Annotated in this window: 12 protein-coding genes; 6 read left to right on the forward strand and 6 right to left on the reverse strand. The window is 67.9% G+C overall.

All coding sequences use genetic code 11. From position 1 onward, the window contains the following. Window positions 1–36: 36 nt before the first annotated feature. The 3 genes from ACQUQD_RS20550 to ACQUQD_RS20560 form a co-directional block, all read right to left on the reverse strand. Window positions 37–1308 (reverse strand): MFS transporter, encoded by a 1272-nt coding sequence (locus ACQUQD_RS20550; RefSeq protein WP_428953586.1) that lies wholly within the window; start codon window positions 1306–1308, stop codon window positions 37–39. Between the two features lie 116 nt (window positions 1309–1424). Beyond that, window positions 1425–2507: an inositol-3-phosphate synthase gene (locus ACQUQD_RS20555; RefSeq protein ID WP_428953587.1), complete on the reverse strand. Its 1083-nt coding sequence runs from the start codon at window positions 2505–2507 to the stop codon at window positions 1425–1427. 43 nt (window positions 2508–2550) lie between these two features. Beyond that, on the reverse strand, window positions 2551–3228 hold the full coding sequence (locus ACQUQD_RS20560) for a helix-turn-helix transcriptional regulator (RefSeq protein ID WP_428953588.1): 678 nt from the start codon (window positions 3226–3228) through the stop codon (window positions 2551–2553). Between the two features lie 374 nt (window positions 3229–3602). Between ACQUQD_RS20560 and ACQUQD_RS20565 the strand changes: the two genes are divergently transcribed. Beyond that, on the forward strand, window positions 3603–6368 hold the full coding sequence (locus ACQUQD_RS20565; RefSeq protein WP_428953589.1) for a transglycosylase domain-containing protein: 2766 nt from the start codon (window positions 3603–3605) through the stop codon (window positions 6366–6368). 129 nt (window positions 6369–6497) lie between these two features. Next, a complete protein-coding gene (locus ACQUQD_RS20570) occupies window positions 6498–7997 on the forward strand; it encodes a glycosyltransferase family 87 protein (protein ID WP_428953590.1) in 1500 nt (499 codons plus the stop codon). An 85-nt stretch (window positions 7998–8082) separates the two neighbouring features. Here the strand turns inward: ACQUQD_RS20570 and ACQUQD_RS20575 are convergent, their stop codons facing one another. From ACQUQD_RS20575 to ACQUQD_RS20585, 3 genes are all read right to left on the reverse strand, one after another. Beyond that, on the reverse strand, window positions 8083–9114 hold the full coding sequence (locus tag ACQUQD_RS20575; RefSeq protein ID WP_428953591.1) for an alanine racemase: 1032 nt from the start codon (window positions 9112–9114) through the stop codon (window positions 8083–8085). Between the two features lie 146 nt (window positions 9115–9260). Beyond that, a complete protein-coding gene (gene femX, locus ACQUQD_RS20580; RefSeq protein WP_428953592.1) occupies window positions 9261–10382 on the reverse strand; it encodes a peptidoglycan bridge formation glycyltransferase FemX in 1122 nt (373 codons plus the stop codon). Between the two features lie 127 nt (window positions 10383–10509). Beyond that, a complete protein-coding gene (locus ACQUQD_RS20585; RefSeq protein ID WP_428953593.1) occupies window positions 10510–10830 on the reverse strand; it encodes a hypothetical protein in 321 nt (106 codons plus the stop codon). A gap of 288 nt (window positions 10831–11118) precedes the next feature. On the opposite strand from ACQUQD_RS20585, the gene rpsF reads away from it, so the two are divergent. From rpsF to rplI, 4 genes are all read left to right on the forward strand, one after another. Then, window positions 11119–11409, forward strand: a complete 291-nt coding sequence (gene rpsF, locus ACQUQD_RS20590; RefSeq protein ID WP_006604399.1) for a 30S ribosomal protein S6 — start codon at window positions 11119–11121, stop codon at window positions 11407–11409. Window positions 11410–11483: 74 nt separating this feature from the next. Continuing rightward, on the forward strand, window positions 11484–12083 hold the full coding sequence (locus ACQUQD_RS20595) for a single-stranded DNA-binding protein (protein WP_428953594.1): 600 nt from the start codon (window positions 11484–11486) through the stop codon (window positions 12081–12083). 57 nt (window positions 12084–12140) lie between these two features. After that, on the forward strand, window positions 12141–12377 hold the full coding sequence (gene rpsR, locus ACQUQD_RS20600) for a 30S ribosomal protein S18 (protein ID WP_003949403.1): 237 nt from the start codon (window positions 12141–12143) through the stop codon (window positions 12375–12377). An 18-nt stretch (window positions 12378–12395) separates the two neighbouring features. Beyond that, window positions 12396–12842, forward strand: a complete 447-nt coding sequence (rplI, locus tag ACQUQD_RS20605; protein WP_428953595.1) for a 50S ribosomal protein L9 — start codon at window positions 12396–12398, stop codon at window positions 12840–12842. Window positions 12843–12943: the final 101 nt, after the last annotated feature.

The following is a 12943-nucleotide window of genomic DNA, read 5'->3' on the forward strand; positions in this document are numbered from 1 at the left end:
TCACGTGAAACAACGCAGCCGTGATGAGTGTCCGGGTCAGGCCATGCCCTTCACCCGCGTACGGAAGCGGGTGATGACGAGCGCGACCGCGCCGTAGAGCACCGCGACAAGCACCACCAGGGGGATGGAACGGCCGTCGGGCGGCAGCATCAGAGCCGCAACTCCGGCCGCGCCGACGAACGACATGTTGAACAGCACGTCGTAGACGGAGAAGATCCGGCCGCGGAATCCGTCGTCCACCGAGGACTGCACGATCGTGTCCGTGGCGATCTTCGCGCCCTGCGTGGTGAGCCCCAGGACGAAGGCGGCGACCATCGTGGGGCCGGGTTCGAAGGGGAGCCCCAGGGCGAGTTCCAGGACGGCAGCCGCACCGGCGCAGACCGCGATCCAGCCGCCTGCTCCGAAGCGGCCCGCGGCGGCCGGCGTGATGACGGCCGCGACGAAGAACCCCGCCCCCGAGACGCCCATCGCGAGCCCCAGCAGGGCCAGGCCGTCGGACTCCGTGGACGACCATGCGTACCGGCACAGCATGAGCACCATGACGAGCAGGGCGCCGTAGCAGAACCGCATCACCGTGATGGCGGCCAGAGCGCGTGCTGCGCGGCGTCGGGACGTGAGGTGGCGTACTCCGGCCAGGAGATCCCGAGCGGTGCCGGCCAGGGCGGCTCCGAGTCGCGGTGGCACCAACTCCTTGTCCGGCCCGAGAAGTCGTACGTCCATGCGGAGAGAGGCCAGCGCGGCGCAGAGATAGAGAAGCGCCGCGAGCAGGACGACGGCCGCGTCCGTATGTGAGGCGACCAGCCGCACGGCGAAGGCGAGACCGCCGCCCAGGGTGGCGGCGAGTGTTCCGGCCGTCGGTGAGAGCGCGTTGGCCATCACGAGGCGGTCGGCGTCGACGACGCGCGGGAGCGCGGCCGAGAGCCCGGCGAGGACGAAGCGGTTCACCGCGGTGACGCAGAGGGCGGATGCGTAGAAGAGCCAGTCCGGTGCTCGGCTCAGCATGAGAGCGGCGGTGGCGGAGGCCAGCAACACCCGCAGGAGGTTGCCGTAGAGGAAGACCTGGCGTCGGCTCCAGCGGTCCAGCAGCACGCCCGCGAACGGGCCCACCAGGGAGTACGGCAGCAGCAGAACGGCCATCGCCGAGGCGATCGCGGCGGGCGATGTCTGCTTCTCGGGGGAGAAGACGACGTACGTGGCGAGCGCGACCTGGTACACGCCGTCCGCGCCCTGGGAGAGGAGGCGGAGCGCGAGCAGGCGCCGGAAGTCGCGAAGGCGCAGCAGGACGCGCAGGTCACGGACGACAGCCATGGGGCACACCTTCACATATGCGGGAGGCCCCCGGTCGCACGGCCTGTGCGATCCGGGGGCCTCAGCAGCCCACAGGAGGGGGGTGTTTCACGTGAAACACACCCTCATGGGGAAGGTCAGCGCTCGACCTCGCCCTTGATGAACTTCTCGACGTTCTCGTAGGCCTCGTCGTCGAAGTACTGCACCGGCGGGGACTTCATGAAGTACGAGGAGGCGGAGAGGATCGGGCCGCCGATGCCGCGGTCCTTGGCGATCTTCGCGGCGCGCAGGGCGTCGATGATGACACCCGCGGAGTTCGGGGAGTCCCAGACCTCGAGCTTGTACTCGAGGTTCAGCGGAACCTCACCGAAGGCGCGGCCCTCGAGGCGGACGTACGCCCACTTGCGGTCGTCGAGCCACGCGACGTAGTCGGACGGGCCGATGTGGACGTTCTTCTCGCCCAGCTCACGGTCGCGGATCTGCGAGGTGACGGCCTGCGTCTTCGAGATCTTCTTCGACTCGAGGCGGTCGCGCTCCAGCATGTTCTTGAAGTCCATGTTGCCGCCGACGTTGAGCTGCATGGTGCGCTCAAGACGGACACCGCGGTCCTCGAACAGCTTCGCCATCACGCGGTGCGTGATGGTCGCGCCGACCTGCGACTTGATGTCGTCGCCGACGATCGGGACGCCCGCCTCGGTGAACTTGTCCGCCCACTCCTTGGTGCCGGCGATGAAGACCGGAAGGGCGTTGACGAAGGCGACCTTGGCGTCGATGGCGCACTGGGCGTAGAACTTCGCCGCGTCCTCGGAACCGACGGGCAGGTAGCAGACGAGGACGTCGACCTGCTTGTCCTTGAGGATCTGGACGACGTCGACCGGGGCCTCGTCGGACTCCTCGATCGTCTCGCGGTAGTACTTGCCCAGACCGTCGAGCGTGTGGCCACGCTGGACCTGGACGCCCGAGTTCGGGACGTCGCAGATCTTGATGGTGTTGTTCTCCGAGGCGCCGATGGCGTCCGCGAGGTCGAGGCCGACCTTCTTCGCGTCGACGTCGAACGCCGCGACGAACTCGACGTCGCCGACGTGGTAGTCGCCGAACTGGACGTGCATGAGGCCGGGGACCTTGGTCTCCGGGTCAGCGTCCTTGTAGAACTCGACGCCCTGCACCAGCGAGGCGGCGCAGTTGCCCACGCCGACGATGGCTACGCGAACCGAACCCATTCCGGTTGCTCCCTGTGTGTACTGGTGAAGTCCTGAGCGGACTTCACGTGGCGGTGTCGTCGGACGGATCCGGCCGGGTGCTGTCCCGGTGCCGGGGCAGGCCGCCCGTCTCTCCAGATGTGTCCTGCTGAGCTGCGTCCCCCGGGCCGGACCGTCGCTGGTCGCGGCCCGCGCGCTCGCTCTCGATGAGCTCGTTCAACCAGCGCACTTCGCGCTCCACGGACTCCATGCCGTGTCGCTGCAGCTCGAGCGTGTAGTCGTCCAGGCGCTCCCGGGTGCGGGCGAAGGAGAGGCGCATCTTTTCGAGTCGCTCCTCCAGCCGGCTGCGACGCCCTTCGAGGACGCGCATGCGCACGTCGCGCGACGTCTGCCCGAAAAAGGCGAAACGCGCGGCGAAGTGCTCGTCCTCGTAGGCATCGGGGCCGGTCTGCGAGAGCAGATCCTCGAAGTGCTCCTTACCTTCCGCCGTCAACCGATAGACGATCTTGGCGCGACGCCCTGCGAGTGGAGCAGAGGCATCGGCGGAACCAGCACCCGATTCCTCGATCAACCAGCCGCTCGCGACCAGCGTCTTGAGGCAGGGGTACAGCGTTCCGTAGCTGAAGGCGCGGAAGACCCCCAGCGACGTATTGAGTCGTTTGCGCAGCTCATAGCCGTGCATCGGGGACTCGCGGAGCAGTCCGAGTACGGCGAACTCGAGGATGCCGGAGCGCCGGCTCATCGTCGCCTCCTCACTGTCGCGGGCCCATGTATCGACTCTTTATGTCGTGCTGATGTATCGACTCGATACATCAGCACGATAGAACGACCCTGCGACTGCGACAAGAGGGATCACGGTGAACGGCGTCACATCACCGATTCGTAGGAAGCAACTTGCCTGATTTGGGGTGAACTTCGGCCCTCGGTGGGTTTTGACGGTGCGTAGTCTGTCCGCCATGCAGACCACCGGGAACCAAGTGACGCCTGGGGGCGTCGTCGTCCCGGGTGCAGTACGGGTGAGTCCCGTCAGGGGCGTGTCCGTACTTCGGGGGGACCGGAAAACCGACGCCGTTTCCAGGCGCGCGAGGCCGCGCCTGCCCGAGGAGTAGTCGTTCGATGAGCGAGCACCGTCGCAAACCGCCGCAGCCGCAGGGCGGCGGGCGCGCCGCGGCCCGTCGCGGAGCGTCAGGAGCACCGTCGGGCCGCCGTGCGGCACCGCGCGGCAGCACCGGGTCGCCCTCCGGTTCCTACGACCCCCCGAGTTCCTCGGGCTCGTACGGCGGGCAGGAAGAGGACCGTCCCTGGGGCGGCCGGGCGGAAGCCCGCCGCGCGGCCCAGCGCGGCAGCGGAGGAAGGCGCAGAGCGCCCGACGGCGGTGGCGCCGGACGCGGCGGCGCCGGCGGAGGCGGCCGCCGCGGTGGCGGCGGGCCGGGCGGGCCGAACGGGCCCGGACGCGGCAGGGGCCGCGGCCCGGAGAAGAAGCGGGCGATCGACTACCCGCGCGCCAACAAGTACGGCTGGCGCCGCTGGGTGCCCTCCTGGCGGCTCGTGACCGGCGCGGGCGTCGGGCTCATCGGCAGCATGATGCTGGCGGCGGGCATCGCCTACGCGATGGTGGGCGTGCCCAAGACGGCCGACACGGCCACGGCACAGAACAACGTCTACTACTGGTCCAACGGCAAGCAGATGATCGCCACCGGTGGCGAGACCAACCGGCAGATCATCAAGTACGCGGACATCCCGAAGTCCATGCGCTACGCCGTCATGTCGGCGGAGAACAAGACGTTCGAGACCGACAAGGGCGTCGACCCGATGGGCATCGCCCGTGCCGTGTTCAACATGGCGAAGGGCGGCCAGACCCAGGGCGGCTCGACGATCACTCAGCAGTACGTGAAGAACGCGATGCTGGACGACCAGTCGCAGACGGTCTCCCGAAAGTTCAAGGAACTCCTCGTCTCCATAAAGGTCGGCCGCACGGTCAACAAGGACGACGTCATGGCCGGGTACCTGAACTCGGCGTACTACGGACGAGGCGCCTACGGCATCCAGGCCGCCGCCCGTGCCTACTTCGGCAAGGACGCCTCGGAGCTCGAACCGAACCAGACCGCTGTCCTCGCGGCCGTGCTGAAGGGCGCCACGTACTACGACCCGGCCGGCTCCCCCGAGATCGACCCGGTGAACGCCACCAAGGAGAAGAACACCGAGCGGGCCACGGCGCGCTGGAACTGGATCCTGGACGAAGAGGTCAAGGACGGCCGTCTGCCCGCCGCGGAGCGGAAGGGGTACACCGAGTTCCCGAAGCTGCAGAACCCGCGCTCCAACGCCCAGCTCGGTGGCCAGATCGGCTATCTCGTCGACCTCGCCAAGGCGTACGTGATCAACAACAGCGACGGGAAGATCACCGCCAACGACCTGCAGCGGGGCGGCTACGAGATCCACACCACCTTCGACCAGAAGAAGGTGAACCAGCTCGAAGCCGCGGTCAAGAAGGTCCGCAAGGAGAACCTCAACGAGAAGCGCAAGGTCAACGGGAAGTACGTCGACAAGTACGTCCAGTTCGGCGGTGCTTCCGTGAGCCCCAAGGACGGCGCCATCGAGGCCATCTACGGCGGTGAGGACGCGACCAAGCACTTCACCAACAACGCCGACGTGACCGGTGCCCAGGTCGGCTCCACCTTCAAGCCCTTCGTCCTGGCCGCGGCCTTCCAGTGGGGCGTCAAGGACCCCGACGGGCCGGAGGAGCAGGACGATTCCCAGCGCACCATCGTCTCGCCGAAGAGCCTCTACAGCGGCAAGAACGGGCTCAAGATCAAGCAGTACAACGGCGACATCTGGATGAACGAGAAGGGCAAGCAGTGGAACCAGACGAACGACGGTAAGCAGTCGTACAACCCGCCCAGCTACCAGATCGACCTGCGCGAGGCGATGCGCGAATCCGTGAACTCGGCTTATGTGCAGCTGGGCATGGACGTGGGCCTGAACAAGGTGAAGGAAGCCGCGCAGAAGGCCGGCATCCTGGACACCAGCTTCGCCAGCGCCAACTACCCGTCGTTCTCCCTCGGTACCTCCTCCCCCAGCGCGATCCGCATGGCCGGCGCCTACGGGACCTTCGCGAGCAGCGGTCAGCAGAACGACCCGTACTCGGTGAAGTCCGTCGAGCACGAGGGCACGAACGCCTGGACGCACAAGACAAAGCCCACGCGGGCCTTCGACTCCGAGGTGGCCGACAACGTCACCGACGTCCTCAAGACCGTCGTCGACAAGGGCACCGGTACGGCGGCCAAGCTGCCGGGCCGCGACGTGGCCGGCAAGACCGGTACCACCGACGGCAACAAGTCCGCCTGGTTCGTGGGCTACACCAAGCAGCTGTCCACGGCGATCACCATGTACCGGATGGACGACGACGAGAAGGCCAAGGACCGCAAGTTCCTGGAGATGTACGGAACGGGTGGCCAGGAGAAGATCCACGGCGCCTCGTTCCCGTCGGAGATCTGGCACGACTACATGTCCAAGGCCATGGCGGGTCAGCCGAACGAGCCGTTCCCGACCCCCGAGCCCATCGGCAAGGTCGTCGGCGCGACGCCGAGCCCCACGCCGACGCCGTCGATCTCGACGCCTCCGTCCTCGTCCGCTCCGGCCAGCCCGTCGCCGAGCGAGTCCTCGCCCGATCCGTCGCCGTCGACCAGCGAGACCTGCAACAAGTGGGAGGACTGGACGTGCGGCACCGACGGTGGCACGACTGACGGCGGAACGACCGATGGTGGTACCGCTGACGGCGGTACGACGGACGGCGGGACAACCGATGGCGGAGCGTCGTCGGATCCGTCGGAGGGGACCACCAGAGGCAATCAGAACGGCGGGTTCCTGGGAGGCGGTGGCTGACAGACGCCACAGCCACGCAGCGTGTTTCACGTGAAACACTGCGTGTTCCACGGCCGACGAGGGCCGCCGCACCGATCGGGTGCGGCGGCCCTCGCCCCGTTCTCAGCCGGGTACGGCAGGATGTGCGGCATGCCCAGTGCAGAGACGACGCATGTGAGCCGACCGGAGCCGGAGCCGGTACCGCCGACCAGGGAGGACGAGGTCGCGGCAGCAGGCAGCGAGCTCATCGGCGGCCCCCTCGGGCGACGGGCGCTGCTCGGCCGCTCCTGGTGGACCCCGGTCCGTGTCATCGCGCTCGTGATGATCGGTATGTTCGCGCTCGGCATGGTGCAGAAGTTCCCCTGCTACGACGGCGCGTGGTTCTACGGAGCGAGCTCCCAGTACACGCACGCGTGCTACTCGGACATTCCGCACCTGTACCAGGGGCGTGGTTTCGCCGACGGCCTCGTGCCGTACTTCGACAAGCTCCCCGGCGACATGGACTACCTCGAATACCCGGTCCTCACCGGTGTGTTCATGGAGGTCGCCGCGTGGCTGACGCCGGGCAGCGGCACCATCCAGCACCAGGAGCAGGTGTACTGGATGGTCAACGCCGGGATGCTGATGATCTGCGCGGTGGTCATCGCCGCCTGCGTCACCCGCACTCACCGCAGGCGGCCCTGGGACGGCCTCCTGGTGGCTCTGGCGCCCGCGTTCGCGCTGACGGCCACCATCAACTGGGATCTCTTCGCAGTGGCCCTCACAGCGGCCGCGATGCTGATGTGGTCCCGCGGCCGCGCTCTCGCCTTCGGCGTGCTGCTCGGGCTCGCGACCGCCGCCAAGCTCTATCCCGTGCTGCTGCTCGGCCCGTTGTTCGTGCTGTGCTGGCGGGCCGGGAAGTGGCGGGACTTCGGTGTCGCCGCGCTCGGCGCGGCCGGCTCGTGGCTCGTCGTGAACCTGCCGGTGATGATCCTGGCGCCCGAGGGCTGGTCGAAGTTCTACACGTTCAGCCAGGAACGCGGCGTCGACTTCGGCTCCTTCTGGCTGATCATCTCCCAGCACATGGACACGCCGCTCAACACCGACGTCGTCAACACCCTGGCCACGGCCCTGATGGTGCTGGCCTGCCTCGGTGTCGCGGCCCTCACGATGACCGCACCGCGGCGGCCGCGCTTCGCGCAGCTGGCCTTCCTGGTGGTCGCCGCCTTCATCCTCACCAACAAGGTCTACTCGCCGCAGTACGTCCTGTGGCTCATCCCGCTCGCCGCTCTGGCGCGGCCGAAGTGGCGGGACTTCCTGATCTGGCAGGCGTGCGAGGTCGCGTACTTCCTGGGGATCTGGCTGTACCTCGCGTACACGACCAGCGGTGACAAGCATCAGGGGCTGCCGACCGACGGCTATCAACTGGCCATCGGGGCCCACCTCGTGGGCACGCTGTACCTGTGTGCCGTCATCCTGCGCGACATCTGGATGCCCGAGCGGGACGTGGTGCGCCGCTCCGGTGAGGACGACCCGTCAGGCGGCGTGCTGGACGGCGCGGAGGACGTCTTCGTGCTCGGTTACGCGGCCCATCCCCCGCGGCACGCGGTCCACCCCGGCGAACAGCCGCCCCCGGTGAACTGGGGCAAGGATCAGGGAAGTTCACTCTGAGCGAACGGAGTGAAGGGAACAAGAACGAGGCCGGGCACCTTGACGGTGCCCGGCCTCGTCTTCGTACGACGTCGACAGATGCCGGCTAGCGGTCCACGAGCCGGTCGAACTGCGTGGTGGTGTGCCGCAGGTGGGCCACCAGTTCCTCGCCGACCTTCGGCTCGGCGGCGTCCGAGGGCACGAAGAGGATCGACACCTGCATGTGCGGCGGCTCGGCGAACCAGCGCTGCTTGCCCGACCAGACGTAGGGCGCGAGGTTCCGGTTCACCGTCGCGAGGCCGGCGCGGGCGACGCCCTTGGCGCGCGGCATGACGCCGTGCAGCGCCTTCGGGGCCTCCAGGCCCACGCCGTGCGACGTACCGCCCGCCACGACCACCAGCCAGCCGTCCGAGGCCGCCTTCTGCTGGCGGTAGCCGAAGCGGTCGCCCTTCGCGACGCGCGTGACGTCCAGGACGGAACCGCGGTACTCGGTGGCCTCGTGGTCGCCCAGCCACAGGCGCGTGCCGATGCGCGCGCGGAAGCGGGTCTGCGGGAACTGCTGCTGCAGGCGCGCCAGTTCCTCGGCCTTGAGGTGGCTCACGAACATGGTGTGCAGCGGCAGCCGGGCCGCGCGCAGCCGGTCCATCCAGCCGATGACCTCCTCGACGGCGTCCGAGCCGTCGGTGCGGTCGAGCGGCAGGTGGATCGCGAAGCCCTCCAGACGGACGTCCTGGATGGCGTGCGAGAGCTGGGGCAGGTCCTGCTCGGTCACCCCGTGCCGCTTCATCGAGGACATGACCTCGATGACGACGCGGGCGCCGACGAGGCCGTGCACGCCGTCGACGGAGGAGACGGAGCGGATCACACGGTCGGGCAGCGGAACCGGTTCTTCGCCGCGCCGGAACGGGGTCAGGACCAGCAGATCACCGCTGAACCAGTCCTTGATCCGGGCGGCTTCGTACGTGGTCCCGACGGCGAGGATGTCGGAGCCGAGGCGGGTGGCCTCCTCCGCGAGCCGTTCGTGACCGAAGCCGTAACCGTTGCCCTTGCAGACGGGGACGAGCCCCGGAAACTGCTCGAGCACGTGCTTGTGGTGTGCCCGCCAGCGCGCGGTGTCGACGTAGAGCGTGAGCGCCATGGCCGGTCCCGGAACCTTTCTCGTGGCTGCGGTGTATCAGAGGTATGGAGAAACTTTGGAGCTACGTGAATTGTGCCGGGTCCGCGGAGAAAGCGGAGCAGGGTGTGCCGGGACGGGCCCCTGGGGGCTCCGTGCCCGGTTCCCGGTCAGCGCCTGGACATGTAGATGTCGAGCGCCTTGTGGAGCAGCTTGTTGAGCGGGAAGTCCCACTCGCCGAGGTACTCGGCGGCCTCGCCACCCGTGCCGACCTTGAACTGGATCAGGCCGAAGAGGTGGTCGGTCTCGTCCAGCGAGTCGCTGATGCCGCGCAGGTCGTAGACGGTGGCGCCGAGCGCGTAGGAGTCACGCAGCATCCGCCACTGCATCGCGTTCGAGGGCCGGACCTCGCGGCCGATGTTGTCGGAGGCGCCGTAGGAGTACCAGACGTGCCCGCCGACGACGAGCATCGTCGCCGCCGAGAGGTTCACACCGTTGTGGCGGGCGAAGTACAGCCGCATGCGGTTGGGGTCCTCGGAGTTGAGGGCCGTCCACATGCGCTGGAAGTACGAGAGCGGGCGCGGGCGGAAGTGGTCGCGCACGGCCGTGATCTCGTACAGGCGCTGCCACTCGGCGAGATCCTGGTAGCCGCCCTGGACGACCTCGACGCCGGCCTTCTCAGCCTTCTTGATGTTGCGGCGCCACAGCTGGTTGAAGTTCTTGTGGACCTCTTCCAGGGAGCGGTTCGCGAGCGGCACCTGGAAGACGTAGCGCGGCTGTACGTCGCCGAAGCCGGCGCCGCCGTCCTCGCCCTGCTGCCAGCCCATGCGGCGCAGCTTGTCGGCCACCTCGAAGGCGCGCGGCTCGATGAAGTCCGCCTCGATGTCGCGCAGGCGCTTCACGTCCGGGTCCTGGATGCCCTTCTTGATCGAAGCGGCTTCCCAGCGCCGGATGATGACCGGCGGGCCCATCTTCACGGAGAAGGCGCCCTGCTGCTTCAGGTGCGCGAGCATCGGACGCAGCCAGTCGTCGAGGTTGGGCGCGTACCAGTTGATGACCGGGCCCTCGGGGAGGTACGCGAGATACCGCTTGATCTTGGGCAGCTGGCGGTACAGCACGAGGCCCGCGCCGACCATCTCGCCGGTGCGGTCGTCGAACCAGCCCATGTTCTCGGAGCGCCACTCCGCCTTCACATCAGCCCAGGCCGGGACCTGCATGTGGCTCGCCGAGGGCAGGCTCTGGATGTATGCCAGATGCTGCTCTCGGCTGATGGTCCTCAGGGTCAGGCTCATTCGGGGCGCTCCTCGGGCTGGTGTGTCCCCATGGGTACAGGGGCTCCGGCTCTCGCGCGAAGCCTACTGCGCCCTGTGAGCGCCCCGACTGGCCGTACCGGAGTCGGCCGCCGCGGAGGTGCTGACCTCAGCCGATGACGCCGCCGAAGAGACCTCCGTGGGCCATGCCGATGAAGAAGCCGACGGCCGAGGCTCCCAGGCCGAGGATCAGGCCGAAGCGCTCGCGGGTCGTCTCCGAGACGAACTGGCCGTAGGCCCCGGTCAGGATGCCGACGAGGCCTGTCCACGAGCTGAGGAGATGAAGGCCCGTCCAGAGGGAGGAGATGATCGCGATCGCGCCCAGTACCGCGGTCACCGCGAGCAGGGTGTCGGGAAGGGGATGGGACTTTCCGTCCGAGGCCAAGAGAGAGCCGGCCGTCGTGCTGTTCGGTCGCATTGCTTGTGCCATGAGGCACCTCCTGCGGAAGACGGCGCATCGTAGCGCCATACACACCCGATGTGTACAGATTGCGGTGGTCCGCTGTCGGATTTCAACCGGAAGCCGGGGTGCGGGTAGTCTGTACCGTCTGCATTGGTGTCTGCCCATGTCCCGACGAGGGACTGGTACCCGCTGATCCACCCGGCGCTCCTTCGTGGGGCCCGATTGTCAGTGGCGGCCGATACCGTTGCTCACGCATAACAACCCTCCTGCCACGGAACGACCGTGGCCGCTGAGTCCAAAGGAGGTGGGTTCCACATGCGTCACTACGAGGTGATGGTCATCCTCGACCCCGATCTCGAGGAGCGTGCTGTCTCCCCGCTGATCGAGAACTTCCTCTCCGTCGTCCGTGAGGGCAACGGAAAGGTCGAGAAGGTCGACACCTGGGGCCGTCGTCGTCTCTCGTACGAGATCAAGAAGAAGCCTGAGGGCATCTACTCGGTCATCGACCTGCAGGCCGAGCCTGCGGTCGTCAAGGAGCTCGACCGCCAGATGAACCTGAACGAGTCGGTCCTCCGGACCAAGGTCCTCCGTCCCGAGACCCACTGAACTTCCTAGTTCAGCAGTCATCGGGATTCGAGTAGCAGCAAGCAGTCCGCAGCAAACCCGCCGAGAGGTACCCCATGGCAGGCGAGACCGTCATCACGGTCGTCGGCAATCTTGTCGACGACCCCGAGCTGCGCTTCACCCCCTCCGGTGCGGCGGTCGCGAAGTTCCGTGTCGCGTCCACTCCCCGCACCTTCGACCGGCAGACCAATGAGTGGAAGGACGGCGAGAGCCTGTTCCTGACCTGCTCGGTCTGGCGTCAGGCGGCGGAGAACGTCGCGGAGTCGCTCCAGCGAGGCATGCGCGTCATCGTGCAGGGCCGGCTGAAGCAGCGGTCCTACGAGGACCGTGAGGGCGTCAAGCGCACGGTCTACGAGCTGGACGTCGAGGAAGTCGGCGCCAGCCTGCGCAGTGCCACGGCCAAGGTCACCAAGACCAGCGGTCGCGGTGGCCAGGGCGGTGGCTTCGGTGGCGGCGGTGGCGGCCAGCAGGGCGGCGGCTGGGGCGGTGGCTCCGGCGGCGGTCAGCAGCAGGGTGGCGGCGGTGCTCCCGCCGACGACCCCTGGGCGACCGGTGCGCCGGCCGGCGGCGGCCAGCAGCAGGGCGGTGGCGGTGGCGGCTGGGGCGGAAGCTCCGGCGGCTCCGGCGGCGGCTACTCGGACGAGCCCCCCTTCTAAGCCCTCGGGCCGAAGGTGGGCCGTACCCCCACTTCTTGATCACACAGGAGATACACCATGGCGAAGCCGCCTGTGCGCAAGCCGAAGAAGAAGGTCTGCGCTTTCTGCAAGGACAAGGTCACGTACGTGGACTACAAGGACACGAACATGCTGCGGAAGTTCATTTCCGACCGCGGCAAGATCCGTGCCCGCCGCGTGACCGGCAACTGCACGCAGCACCAGCGTGACGTCGCCACGGCCGTGAAGAACAGCCGTGAGATGGCGCTGCTGCCCTACACGTCCACCGCGCGATAAGGGAAGGGTGACCGAACAATGAAGATCATCCTGACCCACGAGGTCTCTGGCCTCGGCACCGCCGGCGACGTCGTCGACGTCAAGGACGGGTACGCCCGCAACTACCTGGTCCCGCGTGGTTTCGCGATCCGCTGGACCAAGGGTGGCGAGCAGGACGTGGCGCAGATCCGCCGCGCCCGCAAGATCCACGAGATCGCCACGATCGAGCAGGCCAACGAGATCAAGGCCAAGCTCGAGGCCGTGAAGGTCCGTCTGGCCGTCCGCTCCGGCGACGCCGGTCGTCTCTTCGGTTCCGTCACCCCGGCCGACGTCGCTTCGGCGATCGAGGCTGCCGGTGGTCCGAAGATCGACAAGCGCCGCGTCGAGCTGGGCTCGCCGATCAAGACGCTGGGCGCCCACGAGACGTCCGTGCGTCTGCACCCCGAGGTTGCCGCCAAGGTCAACGTCGAGGTCGTCGCTGCCTGAGCACTGCCCTTGAGCAGAGCTTGAAGCACATGTGGGGCCGCACCCTTCGGGGTGCGGCCCCACACGCTTGTGGTCGTGTTCCACGGCTGCGCCGTGTCACG

The organism is Streptomyces sp. cg35 (assembly GCF_050410835.1).
Taxonomy (GTDB): domain Bacteria; phylum Actinomycetota; class Actinomycetes; order Streptomycetales; family Streptomycetaceae; genus Streptomyces.

Excerpts from the sequence above, each read along its gene's own strand:
- ACQUQD_RS20550 (WP_428953586.1), bottom strand. The coding sequence starts at position 1,308 with ATGGCTGTCGTCCGTGACCTGCGCGTCCTGCTGCGCCTTCGCGACTTC.
- ACQUQD_RS20555 (WP_428953587.1), bottom strand. The coding sequence starts at position 2,507 with ATGGGTTCGGTTCGCGTAGCCATCGTCGGCGTGGGCAACTGCGCCGCC.
- ACQUQD_RS20560 (WP_428953588.1), bottom strand. The coding sequence starts at position 3,228 with ATGAGCCGGCGCTCCGGCATCCTCGAGTTCGCCGTACTCGGACTGCTC.
- ACQUQD_RS20565 (WP_428953589.1), top strand. The coding sequence starts at position 3,603 with ATGAGCGAGCACCGTCGCAAACCGCCGCAGCCGCAGGGCGGCGGGCGC.
- ACQUQD_RS20570 (WP_428953590.1), top strand. The coding sequence starts at position 6,498 with ATGCCCAGTGCAGAGACGACGCATGTGAGCCGACCGGAGCCGGAGCCG.
- ACQUQD_RS20575 (WP_428953591.1), bottom strand. The coding sequence starts at position 9,114 with ATGGCGCTCACGCTCTACGTCGACACCGCGCGCTGGCGGGCACACCAC.
- femX (WP_428953592.1), bottom strand. The coding sequence starts at position 10,382 with ATGAGCCTGACCCTGAGGACCATCAGCCGAGAGCAGCATCTGGCATAC.
- ACQUQD_RS20585 (WP_428953593.1), bottom strand. The coding sequence starts at position 10,830 with ATGGCACAAGCAATGCGACCGAACAGCACGACGGCCGGCTCTCTCTTG.
- rpsF (WP_006604399.1), top strand. The coding sequence starts at position 11,119 with ATGCGTCACTACGAGGTGATGGTCATCCTCGACCCCGATCTCGAGGAG.
- ACQUQD_RS20595 (WP_428953594.1), top strand. The coding sequence starts at position 11,484 with ATGGCAGGCGAGACCGTCATCACGGTCGTCGGCAATCTTGTCGACGAC.
- rpsR (WP_003949403.1), top strand. The coding sequence starts at position 12,141 with ATGGCGAAGCCGCCTGTGCGCAAGCCGAAGAAGAAGGTCTGCGCTTTC.
- rplI (WP_428953595.1), top strand. The coding sequence starts at position 12,396 with ATGAAGATCATCCTGACCCACGAGGTCTCTGGCCTCGGCACCGCCGGC.